General features: G+C 69.8%; 12 protein-coding genes and 1 pseudogene. 7 read left to right on the top strand and 6 right to left on the bottom strand.

Annotated elements, in window-relative coordinates:
* Nucleotides 1-98: 98 nt before the first annotated feature.
* The 3 genes from FM069_RS01960 (at nt 99) to FM069_RS22010 (ending at nt 15,259) form a co-directional block, all read left to right on the top strand.
* The gene (locus FM069_RS01960) at nt 99-1,514 is read left to right on the top strand and encodes an aspartate aminotransferase family protein (RefSeq protein ID WP_143486567.1); all 1,416 of its coding nucleotides are present in this window, start codon (nt 99-101) and stop codon (nt 1,512-1,514) included.
* A gap of 231 nt (nt 1,515-1,745) precedes the next feature.
* Entirely contained in the window at nt 1,746-12,038 is a 10,293-nt protein-coding gene (locus tag FM069_RS01955) for a non-ribosomal peptide synthetase (protein WP_143486565.1), read from the top strand.
* Nucleotides 12,035-15,259, top strand: coding sequence for a non-ribosomal peptide synthetase (locus FM069_RS22010; protein ID WP_143486563.1), 3,225 nt, complete (start codon nt 12,035-12,037; stop codon nt 15,257-15,259). The genes FM069_RS01955 and FM069_RS22010 overlap by 4 nt, the downstream gene beginning before the upstream one ends.
* A 205-nt stretch (nt 15,260-15,464) precedes the next feature.
* On the opposite strand, the pseudogene FM069_RS01945 reads toward FM069_RS22010, so the two are convergent.
* Nucleotides 15,465-16,375: pseudogene (locus tag FM069_RS01945) on the bottom strand (LysR substrate-binding domain-containing protein).
* Between the two features lie 161 nt (nt 16,376-16,536).
* Between FM069_RS01945 and FM069_RS01940 the strand changes: the two are divergent.
* Nucleotides 16,537-17,043 carry a DUF1993 domain-containing protein gene (locus FM069_RS01940; RefSeq protein WP_143486561.1) on the top strand — a complete coding sequence of 169 codons (507 nt, stop codon included), beginning with the start codon at nt 16,537-16,539 and terminating at the stop codon, nt 17,041-17,043.
* Nucleotides 17,044-17,168: 125 nt separating this feature from the next.
* Nucleotides 17,169-17,777 (top strand): FMN-dependent NADH-azoreductase, encoded by a 609-nt coding sequence (locus FM069_RS01935; RefSeq protein ID WP_143486559.1) that lies wholly within the window; start codon nt 17,169-17,171, stop codon nt 17,775-17,777.
* 61 nt (nt 17,778-17,838) lie between these two features.
* On the opposite strand, the gene FM069_RS01930 is transcribed toward FM069_RS01935, so the two are convergent.
* Nucleotides 17,839-19,428, bottom strand: a complete 1,590-nt coding sequence (locus FM069_RS01930) for an ABC-F family ATPase (RefSeq protein WP_143486556.1) — start codon at nt 19,426-19,428, stop codon at nt 17,839-17,841.
* A 299-nt stretch (nt 19,429-19,727) separates the two neighbouring features.
* The gene (locus FM069_RS01925) at nt 19,728-20,141 is read right to left on the bottom strand and encodes a DUF3597 domain-containing protein (protein WP_143486555.1); all 414 of its coding nucleotides are present in this window, start codon (nt 20,139-20,141) and stop codon (nt 19,728-19,730) included.
* A 579-nt stretch (nt 20,142-20,720) separates the two neighbouring features.
* On the opposite strand from FM069_RS01925, the gene gvpU reads away from it, so the two are divergent.
* Nucleotides 20,721-21,188, top strand: coding sequence for a gas vesicle accessory protein GvpU (gene gvpU, locus FM069_RS01920; protein ID WP_218570271.1), 468 nt, complete (start codon nt 20,721-20,723; stop codon nt 21,186-21,188).
* Between the two features lie 151 nt (nt 21,189-21,339).
* The gene (locus FM069_RS01915) at nt 21,340-21,633 is read left to right on the top strand and encodes a hypothetical protein (RefSeq protein ID WP_233281959.1); all 294 of its coding nucleotides are present in this window, start codon (nt 21,340-21,342) and stop codon (nt 21,631-21,633) included.
* A gap of 40 nt (nt 21,634-21,673) precedes the next feature.
* Here the strand turns inward: FM069_RS01915 and FM069_RS01910 are convergent, their stop codons facing one another.
* The 3 genes from FM069_RS01910 to FM069_RS01900 form a co-directional block, all read right to left on the bottom strand.
* The gene (locus FM069_RS01910) at nt 21,674-21,916 is read right to left on the bottom strand and encodes a hypothetical protein (RefSeq protein WP_143486553.1); all 243 of its coding nucleotides are present in this window, start codon (nt 21,914-21,916) and stop codon (nt 21,674-21,676) included.
* Between the two features lie 109 nt (nt 21,917-22,025).
* The gene (locus FM069_RS01905) at nt 22,026-22,940 is read right to left on the bottom strand and encodes a c-type cytochrome (protein WP_143486551.1); all 915 of its coding nucleotides are present in this window, start codon (nt 22,938-22,940) and stop codon (nt 22,026-22,028) included.
* Nucleotides 22,937-23,590 (bottom strand): c-type cytochrome, encoded by a 654-nt coding sequence (locus FM069_RS01900; RefSeq protein ID WP_143486549.1) that lies wholly within the window; start codon nt 23,588-23,590, stop codon nt 22,937-22,939. The genes FM069_RS01905 and FM069_RS01900 overlap by 4 nt, the downstream gene beginning before the upstream one ends.
* Nucleotides 23,591-23,668 lie beyond the last annotated feature (78 nt).

Below are 23,668 nucleotides of genomic sequence, written 5' to 3'. Positions count from 1 at the left end.
GCTAAATCGCCACACCGGCCACCCGTTACCAGAACAGCCGTGCACGCCGCCCCCGGACGGGGCGGTGCCGGCACCCCACACTCATCGAGGGTTCAGCTATGCAAGTCGCTACACGCGAGGTGGACGAACGCCCGCAGCAGGCCGGTGCCGCCGCGGCCCCGACGGAAACGCTCTACCGGTTCGAGGAATCGCCGCTGCTGGCCCGCCAGGCGCAGCAGGAATCCAACGCCCGCAGCTACCCGCGGCGCATTCCCCTGGCCCTCAAGCGGGCCCGCGGCCTGGAGGTGGAGGACGTGGAGGGCCGGGTGTTCCTCGACTGCCTGGCCGGCGCCGGGACCCTGGCCCTGGGCCACAACCACCCGGTGGTGATCGACGCCATCCGCCAGGTGCTGGACGACGAACTGCCGCTGCACACCCTCGACCTGACCACGCCGGTGAAGGACCGCTTCGTCCAGGACCTGTTCGGCCTGCTGCCGGAGGCCTTCGCCCGCCAGGCGAAGGTCCAGTTCTGCGGCCCCACCGGCACCGATGCGGTGGAAGCTGCCCTCAAGCTGGTGCGCACCGCCAGCGGGCGCAGCACCGTCCTGGCGTTCCAGGGCGGCTACCACGGCATGAGCCAGGGCGCCCTGGGGCTGATGGGCAACCTGGGGCCGAAGAAAGCCCTGGGCGCGCTGCTGGGCAACGGCGTGCAGTTCCTGCCGTTCCCCTACGACTACCGCTGCCCGTTCGGCCTCGGCGGCGCCACCGGCGTGCAGGCCAATTTGCACTACCTGGAGAACCTGCTGAACGACCCCGAGGGCGGCGTGCAGCCGCCGGCCGCGGTGATCGTCGAGGCGGTGCAGGGGGAGGGCGGGGTGATCCCGGCCGACCTGGACTGGCTGCGCGGTCTGCGGCGGATCACCGAGGCGGCGGGCGTGGCGCTGATCGTCGACGAGATCCAGAGCGGCTTCGCCCGCACCGGACGGATGTTCGCCTTCGAGCACGCCGGCATCGTCCCCGATGTGGTGGTGCTGTCCAAGGCCATCGGCGGCAGCCTGCCCCTGGCGGTGATGGTCTACCGCGAGCACCTGGATACCTGGCAGCCGGGGGCCCATGCCGGCACCTTCCGCGGCAACCAGATGGCCATGGCCACTGGCTCGGCGGTGATGCGCTACCTGGTGGAACACGACATTCCCGCCCACGCGGCCGCCATAGGCGAGCGCCTGGCCGGCCACCTGCGCGCCCTGCAGCGGGACTACCCGCAGTTGGGCGACATCCGCGGCTGCGGGCTGATGCTGGGGGTGGAGCTGGTGGACCCGGCGGGGCGCGCCGATGCTCTTGGCCACCCGCCCGCCGACGGCCGCCTGGCGTCCCGGGTGCAACAGGAGTGCCTGCGCCGCGGGCTGATCCTGGAGCTGGGCGGCCGCCACGGTAGCGTGGTGCGCTTTCTGCCGCCGCTGGTGATCAGCGCCGAGCAGGTGGACGAGGTGGCGACGCGCTTCGCCCGTGCGCTGCGGGCCGCTCTGGAAGCCTGAGCCTTCCCCTCTGCCCGACGAGGCCGCCCGCTGCTCCGCGCCGGGCGGCCTCGTCGTTTCCGGCGCCTGCGCCGGGGGCAACCCTGCCGCATGCCGTGGGGCTCGGTGCAGCGTGTATTCCCCTTCACCCGAACGGCGGCCATCCCCCGCTAAATGATGCCGAGGTTGTTTCGTTCAACTGGGTATGGCGGGGATGCGTGGCGTCCCCCGGACAGCCGGACGGATCGACACATGAATGCACAAGACGCCCTGAACCTGGCCCGACGTTTCATCGGGCTGCCCGCCGAGAAGCGCCGGATGTTCCTCGACGTGCTGGGCCAGGAAGGCATCGATTTCAGCCTGCTGCCGATCCCGGCCGGGGTGGACAGCCCGGAGCGCGACGGCCTGTCCTATGCCCAGCGGCGCATGTGGTTCCTCTGGAAGCTGGCCCCCGACAGCGGCGCCTACAACCTGCCGGGGGCGGTGCGCCTGCACGGCGCCCTGGATGAAAACGCCCTGGCTCAGGCTTTCGCCGCCCTGGTGGAGCGGCACCAGGTGCTGCGCACCGGCTTCGTCGAAGAAGGCGGCCAGGTCCGCCAGCAGGTGCGGCCGCCGTTCCAGCCGGCGATCCGCCGCGAAGACCTGAGCCGGCAGCCCGAGGCCGAGCGCGAGGCTCGGGTCGCGCGGCTGGCCGAAGACGAGGCCCGCGCGCCCTTCGACCTGGTGGGCGGCGACCTGTTGCGCATCGTGCTGGTACGCCTCGGCGAGGCGGAGCACGTGCTGCTGCTGACCCTGCACCACATCGTCTCCGACGGCTGGTCGATGAACGTGCTGATCGACGAGTTCACCCACTTCTACGACGCCTTCGCCCTGGGCGAGGCGCCCGGGCTGCCGGCGCTTCCCGTGCAGTACGCCGACTACGCCCTGTGGCAGCGCTGCTGGCTCGGGGCGGGCGAGCTGCAGCGCCAGCTGGACTACTGGCAGGCGCGCCTGGGTGACGAGCACCCGGCCCTGGAGCTGCCCCTGGACCATCCGCGCCCGGCGGTGCCCTCGCACCGCGGCGAGCGCGTCGAATTCGCCCTCGAGGGCGCCTGGGTAGAGCGCCTGCGGGCCTTCGCCCGGCAACGCAACCTGACGCCGTTCATGCTCCTGCTGGGCGCCTTCAAGCTACTCCTACACCGTTATTCCGGCCAGGCCGACATCCGCGTCGGCGTGCCCATCGCCAACCGCAACCGGGCCGAGGTGGAAGGGCTCATCGGGTTCTTCGTCAACACCCAGGTGCTGAGCACCCAGCTCGACCCGACCCGCACGGTGGAGGCCTTCCTGCAGGACGTGCGGGATACCGCCCTGGGCGCCCAGAGCCACCAGGAGCTGCCCTTCGAGCAATTGGTGGAGGCCCTCAAGCTTGAGCGCAGCCTGAGCCGCAACCCGCTGTTCCAGGCCATGTACAACCACCAGCCCGAGGTGCGCGCGGTGGACGCCCTGGCCACTCGCTCGGGCCTGCGCCTGGGCCGGCTGGCGGGGGAGACCCGGGTCACCCAGTTCGACCTGACCCTGGACACCTACGAGCGGGACGGCGACCTGCATGCCGCGCTGACCTACGCCAGCGACCTGTTCGACGCCGCCACCGTGCGGCGCATGGCCAACCACTGGCGCAACCTGGTGCAGGCCATGGTGAGCCATCCCGAGCGTCCCCTGGGCGAGCTGGACATGCTCGATCCCCAGGAGCGCCGCACGCTGCTGGACACCTGGAACGACAGCGAGCCCCTGGCCGAGCCGGAGACCCTCGGCCGGCTGTTCGAGGCACGGGTGCAGCGCACCCCGGACGCCCTGGCGCTGATCGTCGGCGAGGCGCATTACACCTACGCCGAACTGAACCGCCGCGCCAACCGCCTGGCCCATCGGTTGATCGCCCTGGGCGTGGCGCCCGGCGCGCGGGTGGGCGTGGCCCTGCCGCGTACCGTGGACCTGCCGGTGGCGCTGCTGGCAGTGCTCAAGGCCGGCGGCGCCTACGTGCCCCTGGACCCGGACTACCCCGCCGAGCGCGTCGCCTACATGCTCGCCGACAGCGGCGCCGGGGTGCTGCTGAGCGTCTCGGCCCTGCGCTCGCGCTGGCCGGCCAGCGAGGCCCGGGTCCTCTGCCTGGACGAGCCGGACGCCGCCCAGGCGTCGGCGGAACTCGACCCGCCGGCCCGTGCCCGTCCGGAAGACCTCGCCTACCTCATCTACACCTCCGGCTCTACGGGCAAGCCGAAGGGCGTCGCCATCGAGCACCGCAACGCCACCGCCCTGGTGGACTGGGCGCGGCGGCACTACACCCGGGAGGACCTCAGCGGCGTGCTGGCGGCCACCTCGGTGTGCTTCGACCTGTCGGTCTGGGAGTTCTTCGTCACCTTCTGTCGCGGGGGCTTCGCGGTACTGGCGGACAACGCGTTGGCGCTGCCGTCGCTGCCGGCCCGAGACCGGGTACGGCTGATCAACACCGTGCCCTCGGCCATCGCCGCGCTGCTGCGGGCCGACGGCATCCCGGCCAGCGTGCGCATCGTCAACCTGGCCGGCGAGGCACTGAAGCAGAGCCTGGTGGACGCCCTCTACCAGGTGCCGGGCATCCAGCGGGTCCACGACCTGTACGGCCCTTCGGAAGACACTACCTATTCCACCTTCGCCCTGCGCGAGGCGGGTGGCATGCCGAACATCGGCCGGCCCCTGGACGGCACCCGTGCCTACATTCTCGACGGCGGCGGCCAGCCGGTGCCGGTCGGGGTCGCAGGCGAGCTGTACCTGGGCGGTGCCGGCCTGGCCCGCGGCTACTTCGATCGCCCGGCGCTCACCGCCGAGAAATTCCTGCCCGATCCCTTCGGCCCTGCCGGCGGGCGGCTGTACCGCACCGGCGACCTGGCACGCTACCTGCCCGATGGGCGCATCGACTACGTGGGGCGCATCGACCATCAGGTGAAGGTGCGCGGCTTCCGCATCGAGCTGGGCGAGATCGAGGCGCGCCTGCTGGCCCACCCGCGGGTGCAGGAAGCGGCGGTGCTGGCCCGGGACACCGGCCAGGGCGCCCAGTTGGTGGCCTACGTGGCGCTGGGCGAGACGGCAGGCGACGACGCCTTGCTGGCGGAGCTGCGGGAGCACCTGCGCCAGACCCTGCCGGACTACATGGTGCCGGCCCATCTCCTGCTGCTGCCGCGCCTGCCCCTGACCCCCAACGGCAAGCTGGACCGCAAGGCGCTGCCGGAGCCGGAACAGGTCGCCCGCAGCGACTACCAGGCGCCGGCCAACGCCGCCGAGCAGGCCCTGGCGGACATCTGGCAGGCAGTGCTGGGCATGGCCCGGGTGGGCCGCGAGGACAACTTCTTCGAGCTGGGCGGCGACTCCATCGTCTCCCTGCAGATCGTCAGCCGCGCCCGGGAGGCCGGCCTGCAACTGAGCCCCCGCGACCTGTTCCAGCACCAGACGGTGGCGAGCCTCGCCGCGGCGGCCGGGCAGGGTGGGGCGCCGTCAAGAGAACAGGCGCCGCCCCAGGGTGAGCTGCCGCTGCTGCCGATCCAGCGGCATTTCTTCGACCTGCAGGTGCCGCAGCCCCACCACTGGAACCAGTCGGTGCTGCTGCGCAGCCGCGTTCCCCTGGACGGCGACCGCCTGGCCGAGGCCCTGGACGCCGTGCTGGCGCATCACGATGCGCTGCGCCTGAGCTTCTTCCAGGACGAGCGGGGTGACTGGCGCGCCCGCTACCGGGACTGGCAGCCGGGCGTCGGTGTCCAGAGCCTGTGGGTGCGCGAGGTGGCGCACGCCGAGGCGATCACCGCGGTCTGTGACGCCGCCCAGGCCAGTCTCGACCTGCGCCAGGGGCCGCTGCTGCGGGCCGCGCTGATCCAGGCGCCGGACGGCCAGCGCCTGCTGCTGGCGATCCATCACCTGGCGGTGGACGGGGTGTCCTGGCGGGTGCTGCTGGAGGACCTGCAGAGCGCCTACCAGCAGCGCCTCGCCGGGCGCGACGTGGTCCTGCCGCCGCGCAGCAGCTCCCTCCAGGCCTGGTCGCAACGGTTGCAGGCCCATGCCGCCGACCCGGCCCTGCGGGCGGAGCTGGACTACTGGCGCCAGCAACTGGCGGACGACCTGCCCGAGCTGCCCCGGGACCATCCCGGCGGCAGCCTGGCCCAGCGTCATGCCCGGCGCCTGAACCTGCGCCTGGACCGTACCCAGACCGAGCGCCTGCTGAAGCAGGCCCCGGCCGCCTACCGGACCCAGGTCAACGACCTGCTGCTGGCGGCCCTGGCACGGGTGCTGTGCCGCTGGACCGAGGCGCCGTCGGTGCGCATCCAATTGGAGGGCCATGGCCGCGAGGCACCGTTCGACGACCTGGACCCGAGCCGCACGGTGGGCTGGTTCACCGCGCTGTTCCCCTTGCGCCTGACCCCGGCGGACGACCTGCCCGGCACCCTCAAGGCGGTCAAGGAGCAGCTGCGGGCGGTGCCGTCCAAGGGCCTCGGCTACGGCATCCTGCGGCACCTGGCCGAACCCGAGACGCGCCAGGAACTGGCCGGGCTGCCCGAGCCACGGGTCACCTTCAACTACCTGGGCCAGTTCGACGCCAGCTTCGACGCGGAGGCCCTGCTGCGTCCCGCCGGCGAGAGCAGCGGCGCCGGCCAGAGCGAGGACTCGGAAGTCCTCAACTGGCTGGCCATCGACGGCCAGGTCTACGACGGCGCCCTGAGCCTGGACTGGACCTTCAGCGGCGACATGTACCGGGAGGCGACCATCCAGACCTTGCTGGACGCCTACCGCGACGAGCTGCTGGCGGTGATCGAGCACTGCGCCGCCGGTGGCCCGCGGGGCGCCACGCCTTCGGACTTCCCGCTGGCCGGCCTGAGCCAGGACCAGCTGGACAGCCTGCCGCTGCCGGCCGCCGAGCTGGCGGACCTCTACCCACTGTCGCCGATGCAGCAGGGCATGCTGTTCCACAGCCTGTACGAAGGTGAGCAGGACACCTACGTCAACCAGTTGCGGGTGGACGTCGAGGGCCTGGACGTGGCGCGCTTCGAAGCCGCCTGGCAGGCCGGCATGGCGCGCCACGACATCCTGCGCAGCGGGTTCGTCTGGTTGAACGATGGTGCCCAACCCTTGCAATTCGTCCGGCGCGGGCTGGCCCTGCCCCTGGAATGCCTGGACTGGCGGGGCCAGGCCTCCGAGCAGGCACTGGATGCCTTCGCCGAGGCGGACCGCCAGCGCGGCTTCGACTTGGCCCGGCCGCCGCTGCTGCGGCTGACCCTGATCCGCCTGGACGACACCCGCTATCACCTGATCCACACCAGCCACCACATCCTCATGGACGGCTGGAGCAATGCGCAGCTGCTGGGGGAAATCCTCGGCCGCTACGCCGGCGATCCCGAGCCCCCCGCGCCGGGCGCCTACCGCACCTACATCGCCTGGCTGCGGGGGCGCGACGCCGATGCCGCCAAGGCCTTCTGGCGCAGCCAGCTGGCCGCGCTGGAGGGACCGACTCAACTGGCCGCGGCGCTGCCCCGTCCTGCGCCGGAGGCCACTGGCCATGGCGAGCGTCAGCGCCTGCTGGACGCAGCCACGTCGGCGCGCCTGGCCGCTTTCGCCCGGCAACACAAGGTGACCGTCAACACCCTGATCCAGGCCGCCTGGCTGCTGCTCCTGCAGCGCTACACCGGCCAGCGCTGCGTGGCCCTCGGCACCACCGTGTCCGGCCGCCCGGCGGAGCTGCCGGACATCGAGCGGCAGATCGGCCTGTTCATCAACACCCTGCCGCTGATCGCCGCGCCACGGCCCACCCAGACCGTGAGCGACTGGCTGCAGACGGTGCAGGCCCTGAACCTGGCGCTGCGGGAGCAGGAATACACGCCGCTGTACGACATCCAGCGCTGGGCCGGGGCGTCCGGTGACGCCCTGTTCGACAGCATCCTGGTGTTCGAGAACTTCCCGGTGGCGCAAAGCCTGCAACGCAGCGACGGCGCCGGGTTGCGCTTCTCCGCGGCGGCCAACCACGAGCGCACCAATTACCCGCTGACCCTGACCGTGCACCTGGGCGAGCGGCTGTCCTTGGACTATGGCTACCGCCGCGACCGCTTCACCGAGCACACGATGGCGCGCCTGGACGACCACCTGGTGACCCTGCTGCAGGGCTTCGTGGATTCGCCCGAGGGCTGCCTGGGCGCCCTGCGTCTCACCGGCGAGGCCGAGACCCGGACCCTGCTGGAGGCCTGGAGCCCCCTGGAAACGGCGCAGGCGCTGCCTTGCGTGCACCAGGCCTTCGAGGCCCAGGTGGCCCGCACCCCGGCCCGGGTCGCGCTGAAGCTGGACGGCGAGGTGCTGCACTACGACGCCCTGAACCGCCGCGCCAATCGCCTGGCCCACCGGCTGCGCGAGCGCGGCGTGGGCCCCGACGTGGCGGTGGGCGTCGCCCTGGAGCGCTCCCTCGACCTGGTGGTGAGCCTGCTGGCAATCCTCAAGGCCGGCGGCGCCTACGTGCCCCTGGACCCGCAATACCCCGCCGAACGTCTGGGCTGGATGATGGAGGACAGCGGGTTGCGCCTGCTGCTCAGCCACAGCGCCCTGGTGGAGCGCCTGCCGGTCCCCGCGGGCGTGCGCTGCCTGTGCCTGGACCAGGAGGACCTGCAGGCGGGCGCCGACCACGACCCGGCGCCCCTGGCCCAGCCGCGCAACCTGGCCTACCTGATGTTCACCTCCGGTTCCACCGGGCGGCCCAAGGGGGTCGGCATCGAGCACGCCGCCCTGGCGCGCCACGTGCAGGTGATCACCGCGCTGTTCGCCCTGCAGCCCGAGGACTGCGCGCTGCAGTTCGGCACCTTCAACTTCGACGCCTTCGTCGAACAGCTGTACCCGGCCCTCACCTGTGGCGCCTCGGTGCTGATGCGCGGACCGGAGCTGTGGGACAGCGAGACCTTCCGCCGCCAGGTGGTGGAGCAGGGCGTCAGCGTCATCGACGTGACCACCGCCTACTGGTACATGCTGGTGCGCGACGTCGCCGAGCGGGGGCCCCAGGACTTCGGCCGCCTGCGCCAGCTGCACATCGGCGGCGAGGCGATGCCACCGGACGGCCTGCAGCACTGGGCCCGCGCGGGGCTCGGCCACGTGCGCCTGCTCAACACCTATGGCCCCACCGAGACCACCGTGTCCGCCACGGCCCTGGACTGCGCCGACTACCTGGCGGGACGCGAACCGCTGCCGGCCACCATGCCCATCGGGCGACCCCTGGACGGACGCTGCGTGTACCTGGTGGACGCGAGCCTGAACCCGGTGCCGGTGGGCGTGACCGGCGAGCTGCTGATCGGTGGCGCGCTGCTGGCCCGGGGCTATTTCGGCCGCCCGGGGCTGAGCGCCGAGCGCTTCCTGCCCGACCCGTTCGGCGCGCAGCCGGGCGGCCGGCTGTACCGCACCGGTGACCTGGCGCGCTACCGCGCCGATGGCCTGATCGAGTACGTCGGCCGTGCCGACCACCAGGTGAAGATCCGCGGCTTCCGCATCGAACTGGGGGAGATCGAGGCGTGCCTCGCCGATCACCCTGATGTCCGCGAGGCCTTGGTGCTGGCCCTGGAGCAGGAAGGCGACAAGCGCCTGGTGGCCTACTGGGTGCCAGGCGCCTCGGCGGACCACCGCGATCCCGCCGCCCTGCGCACGGCTCTGCGGGCGCACCTGCAGGCTCAATTGCCGGACTACATGGTGCCCGCCCAGTGGGTGATGCTGGACGCCTTCCCCCTGGGGCCCAACGGCAAGCTGGATCGCACGGCCCTGCCCGCGCCTTCCGAGGACGCCGGGGACGGGGCCTTCGCCGAACCGGTCGGTGCCCTGGAGCAACGCTTGGCGGACCTCTGGCGCCGGGTGCTGGGAATCTCGCGGGTGGGGCGCGACGACAATTTCTTCGCCCTGGGCGGTCATTCGCTGCTGGCCACCCGGGCGGTATCCCTGGCCCGGGCCGAGGGGCTGGAAGGCGTGCAGTTGCGGGACTTCTTCGAGTGCCGCGACCTGGCCGCCCAGGCCGAGCGCATCGCCCGGCAGGGGGCCACCCGCGTGCCGGCCGATGACGGGCTGCCGAGCCTGGCACCACAGCCGCGTCTCGCGCCGCTCCCTCTGTCCCTGGCCCAGCAGCGGCTGTGGCTGGTGGATCGGATTTCCGCCCCCAGCGCCGCCTACATCATGCCGGCTGCCCTGGACGTGCGCGGGCCGCTGGCACTGCCGACCCTGGCCCAGGCTTTCGAGCGCTTGCTGCAGCGCCACGAGATCCTGCGCACCGCCTACCGGCAGAACGAGGAGGGCGACCCGGAAGCGGTGGTGGCCGAGTGGGTAGAGCTGCCCCTGGCCTTCGAGGACATCGCCGACCTGCCGCCGGCCGCCCGGGAACCGGCGCGGGTGGACTGGCTGGCGCGCTGCCTGGCGCAGCGCATCGACATCGAGACGGCGCCGCTGCTGCGGGTCCACGTGCTGCGCCTGGGGGCCGACCACCACCAGGTCTGCTTCGCCATGCACCACATCGTGTCCGATGGCTGGTCCATGGGCGTGCTGGTCAACGAGGTGCTGGCCTTCTACCGCGCCTGCGCCCTGCAGCGGCCCGCCGACCTGGCGCCGCTGCCGCTGCAGTACCTGGACTATGCCCTCTGGCAGCAGCGCCGCCGCGAGGCCGGCGGGCTGGAGGCCGACACCGCGTTCTGGCGCCAGCGCCTGGCCGGCGCGCCGGCCCGCCTGGCGCTGCCGACCGACCAGCCGCGGCCGAGCGTGCCGAGCCTGGACGGCGACAGCCTGGAGTTCCGCCTGGACGAACCGCTCTATGGCCGCCTCAAGGCCCTGGCCCGGAGCCTGGACACCACGCCCTACCTGCTGCTGCTGGCCAGCTTCCAGCTGCTGTTGCACCGGGCCTGCGGGGGCGACGACTTGGTGCTGGGCACCGACGTCGCCGGGCGCCAGCAGCGGGAGCTGGAGGGGCTGATCGGCTTCTTCGTCAACGTCCTGCCGCTGCGCTCCCGCTTCGATCCGGCGCAACCGTTCTCCGCCTACCTGGAGCGGGTCCAGCGCGAGGCCCTGGAGGCTTTCGAGCACCAGGACCTGCCTCTGGACCTGATCGTCGAAGCCTGCGCGGTGGAGCGCATCAAGGGCGTGAACCCGCTGGTGCAGGTGCTGTTCGTCATGGACAACACCCCGTCCGGCACCCTGGAAATCGAGGGGCTCCGCCTGGAGCCGCTCCCATTACAAGAGCGCCACTCGAAGTTCGAGATGGGCCTGTTCGTGGAAGAAGTCGGAAATAGCCTTGTTTGTAATTGGTCCTACGCCGTCGCTCTGTTCAGGCGCGAGCGCATCGAACGGCTGATGCACAGCTGGATCGGCATCCTCGAACAGACCCTGCGGGACCGGCACACATTGCTGGGAGAATTCGTCATGGCCATCGCGCCCGAAAGCGCTGCCCCGGAAAAGGCGGCGAGCAACAAGTTCGACAAGCTCAACAAGTTCCTCAAGAAAGGCCCGGTCACCGCGGCCAAGGCCGCACCCTCGGTGCGGTTCACGGCGCTGCGGGAGGGGCACGACTTCCCGCTGCTGGCGCAGCCCGAGGGTGGCGATCTCAACGTCATCGAGTGGATCGCGCAGAACCGCCCGCTGCTGGAAGAGAAGCTGGTCACCCACGCCTGCATCCTGTTCCGCGGCTTCGGCCTGCGCGGCATCGAGGAGTTCGAGCAGTTCGCCGAGGCGGTGCAGCCGGGCCTCTACGGTCGCTACGGCGATCTGCCGAAGAAGGAGGGCGGCAAGAACACCTACCGCTCCACCCCGTACCCGGAACAGAAGATGATCCTGTTCCACAACGAGAGCTCCCACCAGGACCGCTGGCCGCGCAAGCAGATGTTCTTCTGCGAGCAGCCTTCGCCCAAGGGCGGCGCGACCCCCATCGTCGACTGCCGGGAAATGTGTCGGCGCCTGCCCCAGGACGTGCTGCAGACCTTCGAGCGCAAGGGCCTGCTCTACGTGCGCACCTTCACCGAGAAGCTCGACGTGTCCTGGCGGCATTTCTTCAAGACCGATAGCCGCGAGGAGGTGGAGGCCCGCTGCCGCGCCGCCGGCATCGACTGGCGCTGGCTGGAGGATGACGAGCTGCAGACCCGCACCTATTGCCCGGCGGTGATCAGCCACCCGCTGACCGGCGAGCGTTCGTTCTTCAACCAGGTGCAGCTGCACCACATCCAGTGCCTGGACCCCGACGTGCGCGACGACTTGATCGGCCTGTTCGGCCTCGACAACATGCCGCGCCACGTCTACTACGGGGACGGCACGCCGATCCCCGACGCGGTGATGGAAACCGTCGGCCGCGTCTACGAGGAGTGCGCGGTGCGCTTCGACTGGCAGAAGGGCGACGTGGTGCTGCTGGACAACATGCTCGCCGCCCATGCCCGCGACCCGTACGAGGGGCCCCGCAAGATCGTGGTGGCCATGGGCGACATGTACGACCGGTCCGCCCTGGAGCAGGCACCCGCCGCCCGGCCGGCCTCGGCCCTGGCCACGGAGGTGGAGCTGTGAGTGCGATCGACAACGGGTTGCCCCTGAGCCCCGAGCAGCAGGCCTGCCTGCGCCACGGCGATGCCGCCGTGCGCCCGGCCCTGGCCCTGGTGCTGCGCCTGGAGGGTGCCCTGGACCTGCCGCGCCTGCAGCGCGCCCTGCAACGGGTGGCGAGCGAACAGCCGCTGCTGCGACACCGGATGTTCCGGGTGGCGGCCTATCGGGGCCTGCGCCAGGCCCCGGACGATACCGGGTTCGGCGGGCTGGAGGTGCAGGACGGACGCGATCGCCCGGCTCCCTGGACGGCCTTCCTGGCCGACGTGGAGGCGCGGCGTCGCGCGGGCTTCCCGCTGGATGCCGACGTTCTCTGCCGGGTGCAGCTGTGCCGGGTGGCGGATACCTGTCACGGGCTGGCCCTGGTGATCGCCGACCTGCTGAGCGACCGGGGCGGGCTGGCGGCCTTCGCCGCCGCGCTGCGGGATGCCTACCAGCGGGGCGACCATCCGCGGGGCGGCGATCCGCAGGGCGGCTATCCGCAGGGCGACGTCAGCGACGAGGCGGCGCACTACGGGCAATACGTCGAGTGGCGCGAAGAGATGGCCCAGGACGAGGATGCCGGCGCGGGCCGTGCCTACTGGCAGCAGCACCTGGAGCCGGTGGTCGGCGAGGGCCGTTCCGGCTGGCTGCGCCTGCCGTATCGCCAGGAACGCTCCCGGACCACGGCGGACGCGGCAGTGCTGCGGGAGGCGGTGGACGCCGCGCTGGCCGAACGCCTGCAGGCGCTGTGCGCTGAGCTGAGCAAGCCCCTGGACACCGTGCTGCAGGGGGCCTGGTGGACGCTGCTGGGGCATCTCGCCGGGCAGGATCGCCTGCTGGTGGGCTGGCGCCACGATTGCCGACGGGACTACGAGTATTTCGCCGGCTGCATCGGGCTGTTCGAGAAGAGCCTGCCCCTGGTGCTGGCATTGCCCGCCGAGCGATCTTTCGCCGATTGGCTGGACGACCTGGAGCAGGTCCTGGAGCAGCATGCCGCCTGGCAGGAACAGTGGCCGGTGGAAGCCCCCACCCTGGACGGCCATTTCCGCGCCGGGTTCGTCCTGGAGCGCCTGCCGGCCCTGGCCGAGGACTGGCAGGTGGCGGTGCGGGAAGGAGGCGACAGCGAATTCGAGCTGCTGCTGAGCGGTGAATGCCGGGACGAGCGCCTGACCCGGCTGAGCGTGCGCGTGGATACCCGCCATTACCCGGCGGAGGTGGCCGGCCTGCTGCTGGCCCAGTACCGCACCTTGCTGGTGGCCCTGGCGGAGAACGGCCGGGCGGCCCTGGCTGACCTGGATGCCCGGGCGCCTGAGGAACAGGCGCTGTGGGCGGCCTTCGAGGGCGCGCCAGCGGCGGACGCCGGGCCGCAGCTCCCCGAGCGGATCGCCGACTGGGCGCGGCGCACCCCGGATGCCCTGGCCCTGGTGGATGACGGTGCCCGCCTGAGCTACGCGGAGCTGGAGGCACAGGTCGAACGCCTGGCCCGGCGCCTGCGGCAGCGCGGCGTGACCCCGGGGCAGGTGGTAGCCCTGGCGCTGCCGCGTTCCGCCGGGCTGGTGACGGCGCTGCTGGCGGTGTGGCGTGCCGGTGGTGCCTGGCTGCCCCTGGACCCGGGCTGGCCGGACGCGCGTCGGCGCCTGCTGCTGGAACAGGCCGGCGCCCACCTGGTACTGAGCGAACGCACCTGCTGGCCGAACCCCGAAGGACTGGATGTCCTGTTCCTGGACGCCGCCGACACCGAGGACGCCCCGACCTGTACCTTCGAACCGGCACGCGCCGACCAGCCGGCCTACGTGCTGTTCACCTCCGGCAGTACCGGCACGCCGAAGGGCGTGCTGGTCGAGCACCAGAGCCTGCTCAACTACGTAGTCGCCGCCAGCGATGCGCTGGCCCTGGAGCGTTGCCGCCAGTTCGCGATGACCTCCACGGTGGCCGCCGACCTGGGGCATACCACCCTGTTCGGCGCGCTGTTCAACGGCGCCACCCTGCACGTGGCCGCCGACGCCGACGTGCAGGATGCGTCGCGCTTCGCCGGGTTCCTGGCTGGCGGCGCCATCGACTGCCTGAAGATCGTGCCGTCACACCTGGCGGCGTTGCTGACGGCGGAAAGCATCCGCTTGCCGGCGACCGTGGTGCTGGGGGGCGAGGCGATACCGGCGAGCCTGGTGGACAGCCTGTTCCGCCTGGCACCGGACTGCCGCCTGTACAACCACTATGGCCCCACCGAGAGCACCGTGGGCGTGCTCTACCGCCGGCTGGAACCGGGCCAGGACCTGAGCGCCGGCGTGAGCCTGGCCCAGGCCCTGGACGGCTGCCGGGTAGAGCTGCTGGACGACCGTCTGCGCCCGGTGCCGGCCGGTGCCCAGGGCGAGCTGTACATCGGCGGCCGCCAGTTGGCCCGGGGCTACCTGGGGGAGGCGGGCGACGCAGCCTTCGTGGACGACCCGCAGCGGCCCGGCGAACGCCTGTACCGCAGCGGTGACCTGGGCCGGCTGTTGCCCGACGGCACGCTGCTGCTCTGCGGACGCCGCGATCACCAGGTCAAGGTTCGCGGCTTCCGCATCGAGCCGGCCGAGGTGGAGCAGGCGCTGCTGGCCGAGCCAGCGGTGGCCCAGGCGGTGGTCCAGCCGTGGTGCCCGGGCGAGTCGGCCGACCTCCAGCTCATCGCCTATGTGCAGCCCCGGGAGGGCCTCGGCGAGGACTGGCTGGAGCGCTTGCAGGAGGCCTTGGCGCACCGCCTGCCGGCGGCCATGGTCCCGGCCCGGCTCTTCCCGGTGGCGCAGATGCCCCGATTGGCCAACGGCAAGGTGGACCGGCGCGGGCTGCCGAGCCCGGACACCCTCCTGGCCGCAGGCGATTACGTGGCGCCGCGCAATGCCGTGGAAACCCTGCTGGCGGAGGGCATGGCGCAGTTGCTGGGGCTGGAGCGGGTCGGCATCCACCAGGACTTCTTCGCCCTTGGCGGCCATTCGTTGCTGGTGATCAAGCTGGTGGCGGGGCTGCGCAAGCAGTTGCAGGTGGAGGTCCACCCGGGTCTGGTGTTCGACCATCCCAGCGTGGCCGGCCTGGCCGATGCCCTGCGGGAGCGCGAGTCGAGCCCGGGCGCCCTGGAGCGTACCGCCCAGGTACGGCTGAAGCTGAACAGCCTGACCCCGGAGCAGCGCGAGGCGTTGCTGGCCAAGAGCCGTCCGCCGGTGGATGCCTGACCGGAGCGCGCGGCCAGTTCCCCGGCCGCGCGCCTCTCGGTTGACCGCTGGGCGGATCACGATGCGTTTCAAGAACTTGGCCGCGTGGGCGGGAGTCAGTGATAGGGAGCCGTCAAGCCGGCTCACCCCCGACCCGCTGCGTTTCAGTCGCCGCTGCCGCAGCGGGTCGGTTTCCTTCCCCGCCGCGTCCTCGCCATTCCCCTTTTCAGCGCGTTTCGCTGCAGCCCCCGCGGAAGTAGGCGGGCAGGTGCTCGATCCACGCCCGCACCGCCGGCAGCATGCCGCGCCGGTGGGTGTAGACCGCCTGCAGGTAGCCCTCGGGCGCCTCCCAGTCCGGCAGCAGCCGCAGCAGGCGTCCGTCCTCCAGTTCGTCCTGGCAGTACAGGCAGGGCAGCAGGGTGACACCCAGGCCGCGCAGGGCGGCGAGCTTGCGCACCCGGAAGTCGTCGACCCCCAGGCGCCCCTCCAGGGCCAGTTCGCGCCGGGCCCCGTCCTCGCGGCGACGCAGGTTCACGTGGACGCGGCGGTCGGCTTCCAGCACGCCCAGGGCCGGCAGTTGCAGCAAATCGTCGGGGGTGCGGATGTCGCGGCCGGCCAGCAGCGACGGCGCGGCCACCAGGCAGGCCTCGGCCGGGTGCAGGCGGCGGGCGATCAGCGACGGGTCCTCGTCGCCGTCGTCGCGGACCCGCAGGGCCACGTCCACCCCGTCGTTGAGCAATCCACCCGGCGGTTGGTGAGCAGCATCTCCAGCTGGACCTGGGGGTAGCGTTCGAGGAAGTCGCTGACCATCGCCGGCAATTCGGTGTTGGCCAGGTGCACCGGGCAGGACACCCGCAGGCGGCCGCGCGGTTCGCTGGTAAGGCTGGCCACCGCTTCTTCGGCCTGCTCGGCCTCCGCCAGCATGGCCTGGCAATGACGCAGGTAGCGCTCGCCGACGTCGGTCAGCACCAGCTTGCGGGTGGTGCGCTGCAGCAGCCGCGCGCCCAGGCGGATTTCCAGCTCGGCGATGCGCCGCGACAGGCGCGACTTGGGAATGCCCAGCAGGCGCCCGGCGGCGGCGAACCCGCCGGACTCCACCACCTTGGCGAAGTAGTACAGGTCGTTGAGGTCGTGCATCGGGATGTCCTGACGGGCGATGGGCGCAGCCTACTGGGCGGCGCCGGAGCGGACAATCCACCCGCACGCCCGTCGTGGGCGACGAGACCGCCATTGCCATGAGGCGATCCGGCGCCGAAGCGTCTAGGCTGTGGCTTTCGTTCGTTTTTCAGGAGTTCACCATGTCGCTGTCGATGTACCCCGCTTCGATCCCCGTGTTCGTGCGCATGCTGCGCAACCTGTCGGCGCTGCTCGCCAAGGCGGAAGCCCACGCCCAGGCCCGCAAGATCGACCCCGCGGTCTTCCTTCAGGCGCGCCTGGCACCGGACATGTATCCCCTGGTGCGCCAGGTCCAGGTGGCCACGGACCTGGCCAAGGGCTGCGCGGCGCGCCTCACCGGCAGCGAGGCACCCCGTTATGCCGACACCGAGACCACGTTCGCCGAGTTGCAGGCGCGCCTGCAGCGGGTGACGGACTACCTGGAGGGCATCGAGCCGTCCCAGGTGGATGGGACGGAAGAGCGGGAGATCGTGCTGGAATTCCCGGGCGTGCGCCTGGAATACAAGGGGCAAGGCTACCTGCTGAATTTCGCCATGCCCAACTTCTACTTTCACGTGACCACCGCCTACGCCATCCTGCGCCACCTGGGCGTCGAGATCGGCAAGGTGGATTTCGTCGGTCGCGAGTGACATCACCGGCGTTCCATGAGTGGGACGCTGCGTCGCGAATAGCCCGTCTAATCGGGCATTGTCATCATGGATAGGATGGACCCATTCACGACGCCTCAGGGCGTCACACGACAAGGAGCTTTGCCATGAACCTGTTGCACCTCGATTCCAGCATCCTCGGCGATGTATCCGCTTCCCGTGCCCTCGGCCGCGCCGTGGTGGACGCCTGGCGCGCCGCCGATCCCGATCTGAACGTGATCCACCGTGACCTGATACGGGACCCCATCGGCCATTTCACCGCGGATGACTTCGCCGCCCTGACCACGCCCGCCGAGCAGCGCACTGAGGCGCAGACGCGCGCGGCGTCGCTGAACGAGGCGGTGCTGGAGGAATTCCTGGCGGCCGACGCCCTGGTGATCGCCGCGCCCATGTACAACTTCAGCCTGCCGAGCCAGCTCAAGGCGTGGATCGACCGCATCTGCGTCGCGGGCCGCACCTTCCGCTACACCGAGCACGGCCCCGAGGGCCTGGCAGTGGGGAAGAAAGTGGTGATCGTTTCCACCACCGGCGGCATCCATGCCGGCCAGCCCACCGGCAATGGCCACGAAGGCTACCTGCTGCAGGTCCTGGCCTTCCTGGGCATCACCGACATCGAGATCGTCCGGGCCGAAGGCCTGGCCTATGGCGAGGCGCCGCGGGCCACGGCCCTGGGCCAGGCTCAGCAGGCCATCGGCCAGCTGTTCATCGCCGCCTGAAGCACCCGCCAACGAAAAAGCCCCGCATCGCGGGGCTTTTTTCACACCGGCATTCGCGGGCTCAGACGATCACGCCCTGGCTGCGCAGGTAGTCGTCGTAGGTGCCGCTGAAGTCGGTGACCCCGTTCTCGCTCAGCTCGATGATGCGCGTAGCCAGGGAGCCGACGAACTCGCGGTCGTGGCTGACGAAGATCAGGGTGCCCGGGTAGTTCTCCAGGGCTAGGTTGAGGGCCTCGATGGATTCCATGTCCAGGTGGTTGGTGGGTTCGTCCATCACCAGCACGTTGGGCTTCTTCAGGATCAGCTTGCCGAACAGCATGCGGCCCTGCTCGCCACCGGAAATGACCTTCACCGACTTCTGGATCTCGTCGCTGGAGAACAGCATGCGGCCGAGGGTGCCGCGCACCAGTTGCTCGCCCCCCTGGGTCCACTGGGCCATCCAGTCGAACAGGGTCACGTCGTCGGCGAAGTCATCCGCGTGGTCCTGGGCGAAGTAGCCCGCGTCGGCGCTCTCGGTCCACTTCACCTCGCCGCTCATGGGCGGCAGCTCGCCCACCAGGGTGCGCAGCAGGGTGGTCTTGCCGATCCCGTTGGGACCGATGATGGCGACGCGTTCGCCGGCCTCGATCTGCATCGACAGGTTCTTGAACAGCGGGGTGCCGTCGAAGCCCTGGCTGATGCGCTCCAGGGTCACCGCCTGGCGGTGCAGTTTCTTGTACTGCTCGAAGCGGATGAACGGGCTGACGCGGCTGGAAGGCTTGACCTCTTCCAGTTGGATCTTGTCGATCTGCCGGGCGCGGCTGGTGGCCTGCTTGGCCTTCGAGGCGTTGGCCGAGAAGCGGCTGACGAAGGTCTGCAGCTCGGCGATCTGCGCCTTTTTCTTCGCGTTGTCCGACAACAGCCGCTCGCGGGCCTGGGTGGCGGCGGTCATGTACTCGTCGTAGTTGCCCGGGAACAGGCGCAGTTCGCCGTAATCCAGGTCCGCCATGTGGGTGCAGACGCTGTTCAGGAAGTGACGGTCGTGCGAAATGATCACCATGGTGCTGTTGCGCGCGGTGAGCACGCCTTCCAGCCAGCGAATGGTGTTGATGTCCAGGTGGTTGGTGGGCTCGTCCAGCAGCAGCACGTCCGGGTCGGAGAACAGCGCCTGGGCCAGCAGCACCCGCAATTTCCAGCCGGGGGCAACGGCGCTCATGGGGCCGAAGTGCTGGTCCAGGGGAATGCCCAGACCCAGCAGCAGCTCGCCGGCACGGGACTCGGCGGTATAGCCATCCATCTCGGCGAACTGCACCTCCAGTTCCGCCACGGCCATGCCGTCGTCTTCGCTCATTTCCGGCAACGAATAGATGCGGTCGCGCTCCGCCTTCACCCGCCACAGTTCCTCGTGGCCCATGATCACCGTGTCGATCACGCTGAAATTTTCGTAGGCGAACTGGTCCTGGCGCAGCTTGCCGAGACGCAGGTTGCTTTCCAGCATGACCTGGCCCGCGCTGGGCTCCAGCTCACCGCCGAGGATCTTCATGAAGGTGGACTTGCCACACCCGTTGGCGCCGATCAGGCCGTAGCGGTTGCCGTTACCGAACTTGACGGAGACGTTTTCGAACAGGGGCTTGGCCCCGAACTGCATGGTGATGTTGGCGGTGGAGATCAACGCGCTTACCTGTCAGGACGAACGTGAATGACTTCGGGCCGGAACGGGCCGCGCGGAACGGCGCGGCTCGCCCATTCGAATACCACACGGCGTGACGGCGCGAGATTGCGGGGTCACGGGGCATCGAAGGCCGGGAGACGAAGATGGGAAAGGGTGCGATTGTCGCACAGATGTGTGGAGAAGGTGAGCGACGACCGTCCGGATTGGCGCAAGGACGCAGAAGGAGTCGAACGTGCGGAGTTGGAGCGCCTGAGACAAAAACCGGAACGGGCAAAACGCCCGTTCCGGCTCGGTGTGGATCAGTCGAGCAGGTCGGCGGGCACGTTGCCGCCGTTCTGGGCCAGCTTCTGCAGGACAGCCTTGTGCAGCCACATGTTCATCTGGGCCGAATCGCCCATCTTGTCGGCCGGGCAACCCAGTTCCTTCGCCAGCTCCTGGCGCGCAGTCAGGCTGCTGTCCAGGTCGAGCAGCTTGAGCAGGTCGACGATGGAGGTTTTCCAGTTCAGCTTCTCGCCATGGTTGGCGGCGATGCCGTCGAGCTTGGCCGCTACGTCGACCTGGCTGATGGCCTGGGGCGCGGCCTGCTGTGGGGCGGTGCCGGTTGTGGCGACCGGAGCTGCTTGAGGCGTGCCGGCAGGGGCAGTGGGGGACGCGGTATCCGCGTGGGCTTGGCCGATGCCGAGTTTTGCCAGAATCTTGCTGAATAGACTCATGGATCATCCTCTCTTCTTTGTAATACGGGGGAGGTAGTGCCAACCGCAACGGGTGGCCTTACCTCTATGCCGACCCCGCGGTGTCCCGGGAAGTTTTATCCGATTGACGAATAACCCTCCGGCTGCGGCATGCGCGCACGCCCGTTAAACGAATCGGCGGGTTTCGCGGTCCATCGTCTGGACAGGCATCGACAGATGGCTCCGATGGGTACGCAACAGGAGACCTGCGCATCGCCTCGACGCGGTTCTTATATGGAGCGCGTCAGGCTGGGTGGCGAAGGTCACCAGCGCCCGGGACAGCAAAGCGCTATTGCCACCGGTTCGCGATGATGCACGGGCTTACCTGATCCCCGGAAGACGCGCTGGACAGCGCCTCGTTGCTGGGGTGCCGCATCGTCGACGTCCGCTACCCGGACGCGTGAACAGCCCGGGCTGGGTAGCGAGTAGGTGGTGGACCGACGCCACGCCCAAGGCCCAGCGATGGGGAAAGAAACGGCGTCATTTGTCTAACCGTTCGGTTGATGCTGTAGTTAGTTGGATTTCGGCAGTTCCTCTCTTTTGGCTATGAAGGATTGAACCATGGACCAGAAACAACAGAACTCCCAAGGCTCGTTTCCCGCCTGGTACGAAGAAACCCGCGCAGCCTTGAGCGATCCGGCCCAGCTGAATCTGGTCTGGCACGGCCGCCAGACCGACTGGCTGCTGCAACGCCTGGTGCAACTGGTCAACAACACCGAGCTGGAATTCGGTATCACCCTCACCGTCGATGCCGGGCTGATCTCCGGCCAGCTCATCAGCGGCAAGCACTACTTTAAGACCATGGCCGAAGCCTTTGGCGGTGGTTCTGCGGACGAGACCCAGGAAATCCGCGATGCCTTCAAGTCCCTGTGGCTGGACGAGGATGAAGGCGGTTCGCCGCCGGTCCAGTTCATTCACCTGAAGAACGCACGCTTCTTCATCGGTGGCCAACTGGAGCCCCATGGCGTGCTCTGGCGCGGCACCATCGCCTCGGTCACCGGCTTCAACCTGGGCGAACTGGTCGCTTAGGGTTTCTCGACGGTGCGGTGTGAGCGGTCACTGCGTCGTCGATCCGTTTGGCCCGCTGAGTGGTCGCCGGGCCGGCAAGGACTGCCGGGCGCCTCGCCTATGGTGGTCACCGACATGATCGGGCCAGAGCCCGGCTACAAGGAGAACGCTCATGCAATGGAAGAATTCGATTCTCGTCGCCTTCACTGCCCTGTCCCTGGGGGCGGGCTACGCACTGGCCGCGGAGGGAGAACTCAAGGAACTGCACAAGGAGGAACACAAGGTCGAGCACGGCGTGGATTCCACCGGCAAGAGCGTCGATCGGGAGGTCAAGCACGACGAGACGGTGATCGACCATGGGGTGAAGCATGACGCCGACGAGGTGGACCACGGCGCCAAGCACGACGACAAGGAATTGAAGAAAGCCGAGCACCATGATGACAAGGAGCTGAAGAAGCTCGAATAACCGTACGAGGGGAGCCAGAGGCTCCCCTCGCTTCTTCCGGCTATTCCTTCTTCAGACCGTCCAGGGCCTTATGGGCCTGGTCCTCGCATTTCTTATAGTCACCCGACTCCTTCGCTTCCTTGGCCTGCTGGTGCTGATGGTGGGTATCCGAGGTATGCCGGCTATCCGCCGCTGCATCCAGCTTGGCCAGCGCTTCTTCGCACTGATGATGGTCGTCCTTGGCCAGGGCGAAGGAGGAGAAGGCGAGGGTGGCGGTGGCGAACACGCAGAGAATCGCTTTCATGGGTCGTGGGTCCTTCCGGTGAGGGGGAGCCCTGAGCGTAGAAGACACGTGCGCCCACCGCTGCGATCCATCGGCGAGCCACCGCAGCGGCCCGCCGGGGATCGTCGTTTCAGCGGATGCCCTGGCCCAGCAACACCCCGTTCACCGTCTGCCCGTACAGGTTCACACCATCGTTGGCGTGGTACTTGTCACGGGTCTTCTCGATGGAGCCGTCGATCAGCCGAGGGTCCTGAGGGCGTTCGTGGCTGTTCATGAACGCGGCCACGTTCCAGGCATCGGCATCGCTCAGGGAACGCCCTTTGCCCAGGGGCATGCTCTCCTTGATGAAGGCCGCCGCAGTGTTGATGCGGTGCATCCCGGCACCCCAGTTGAACGACTGGGCACCCCACAGGGGCGGGAACACGTAGTCGTTGCCGACCTTCTGGCCCTGGCCGTCCGGCCCATGGCAGACGGCGCACTGCTCGACATAGACCTGCTCGCCCCGGGCCAGGTCATAGCCCTCCTTGGGCGCCGGCACGTCCGGGTAGGCCCGGCCGGGCAGCGCCTTGCCCACGGGCGCACCGGTGGCCAGCCAGTAGGAATAGGCCGTGAGGGCGCCGATCACTGGGCCATCCGCCGGCGGAATCTTCGGGCTGTTCATGCTGAACTGGAAGCAGCCCTGCAGACGTTCGGCGTAGCTGTTCACCTTGTCGTTCTTCTGCCGGTAGGCCGGGTACATGGGGTAGGCCGCCCACAGCGGCGCGGAACCGGCCTTGCGGCCCTGCTCGATGTGGCAGTTAGTGCAGTTCATGCCGTTGCCGACGAACGCTGGGGCCTTGTTGCGGGTGTCGACGAAGATCGCGTGGCCTTCCCGGACCAGGCGGCCGAAGGCGTTGTCCGGCAACTCGCTTTCCCGGGGCGGGTGGAAGGCATTGTCCTCGGGGGTCTTGCCCGGCAGCTGGGACTGGTCGTCCATGGCGATGGACGCGGCGAGCACGGGCGCGCTGCTCAGGGATACCAGCAGGGCAGTGACGATCGGGTTCATGGGGTCACCTCCTGGGAGCCCAGGCCGGCGAAATACTCCGCCACGGCCTTGACCTCGTTGTCGTCCAGGGCGCGCGCGACGTGGCCCATCAGGTCGTTGGGGTCGTTCTTGCGGGTGCCCTGGCGCCAGGCGTCCAGCTGCGCCGCGAGGTAGGCCGCGGATTGCCCGGCCAGAGGCGGGAACGCCGTGCCCACGCCGACCCCGCCAGGACCGTGGCAGGCAACGCACTCAGGGACGTTGCGCGCCCAGGCGCCACGCAGAGCCAGTTCGGCGCCGACGCTGGCGGCGTCATCGGCGCGGCCGACGAGGGCGGTCTTCGGTGCCGGCAGGTCGGCAAGCATGGCCGACACCTGCTGGATTTCCGCATCGCTGAGGGCCGCCGCGATGGGTTGCATCACCGGGTTGGCGCGGCTACCGCTGCGGAAGTCCTGCAACTGCTTGCCGGTGTAGGCCGCGGGCAGGCCGGCCAGGCGCGGGAAGCCGGCGGCGGGCAGGCCCAGGGCGTCGGCACCATGGCAGGTGCCGCAGGCCATGGCCGCCGGGTTGGCGCCCCCATTGGAATAGACAGGTTTGCCCTCGTCGCCAGCCTGCGCCTGGATCGAAACCAGCAGGACGCAAAACCCGGCGAGGGCGCGTGGAGTTCCTTTCATCTGTCGCCTCATCACGGTTGTGGTGAATGCCGCCCGCTGGCCTGGCGTTTTGGAACGCTCTCATGGGATGGCCAACCG

The organism is Pseudomonas mangiferae (genome assembly GCF_007109405.1).
Classification (GTDB): Bacteria; Pseudomonadota; Gammaproteobacteria; order Pseudomonadales; family Pseudomonadaceae; genus Pseudomonas_T; species Pseudomonas_T mangiferae.
The sequence above is the reverse complement of the archived record's forward strand: the minus strand, read 5'-3'. Positions and strand labels throughout refer to the sequence as shown.

Bases quoted from the DNA above. Each gene is read 5' to 3' on its own strand.
- FM069_RS01910 (WP_143486553.1), bottom strand. From the start codon at position 21,916: ATGAAAGCGATTCTCTGCGTGTTCGCCACCGCCACCCTCGCCTTCTCC.
- FM069_RS01900 (WP_143486549.1), bottom strand. From the start codon at position 23,590: ATGAAAGGAACTCCACGCGCCCTCGCCGGGTTTTGCGTCCTGCTGGTT.
- FM069_RS01915 (WP_233281959.1), top strand. From the start codon at position 21,340: ATGCAATGGAAGAATTCGATTCTCGTCGCCTTCACTGCCCTGTCCCTG.
- gvpU (WP_218570271.1), top strand. From the start codon at position 20,721: ATGGACCAGAAACAACAGAACTCCCAAGGCTCGTTTCCCGCCTGGTAC.
- FM069_RS01935 (WP_143486559.1), top strand. From the start codon at position 17,169: ATGAACCTGTTGCACCTCGATTCCAGCATCCTCGGCGATGTATCCGCT.
- FM069_RS01940 (WP_143486561.1), top strand. From the start codon at position 16,537: ATGTCGCTGTCGATGTACCCCGCTTCGATCCCCGTGTTCGTGCGCATG.
- FM069_RS01960 (WP_143486567.1), top strand. From the start codon at position 99: ATGCAAGTCGCTACACGCGAGGTGGACGAACGCCCGCAGCAGGCCGGT.
- FM069_RS01905 (WP_143486551.1), bottom strand. From the start codon at position 22,940: ATGAACCCGATCGTCACTGCCCTGCTGGTATCCCTGAGCAGCGCGCCC.
- FM069_RS01955 (WP_143486565.1), top strand. From the start codon at position 1,746: ATGAATGCACAAGACGCCCTGAACCTGGCCCGACGTTTCATCGGGCTG.
- FM069_RS01925 (WP_143486555.1), bottom strand. From the start codon at position 20,141: ATGAGTCTATTCAGCAAGATTCTGGCAAAACTCGGCATCGGCCAAGCC.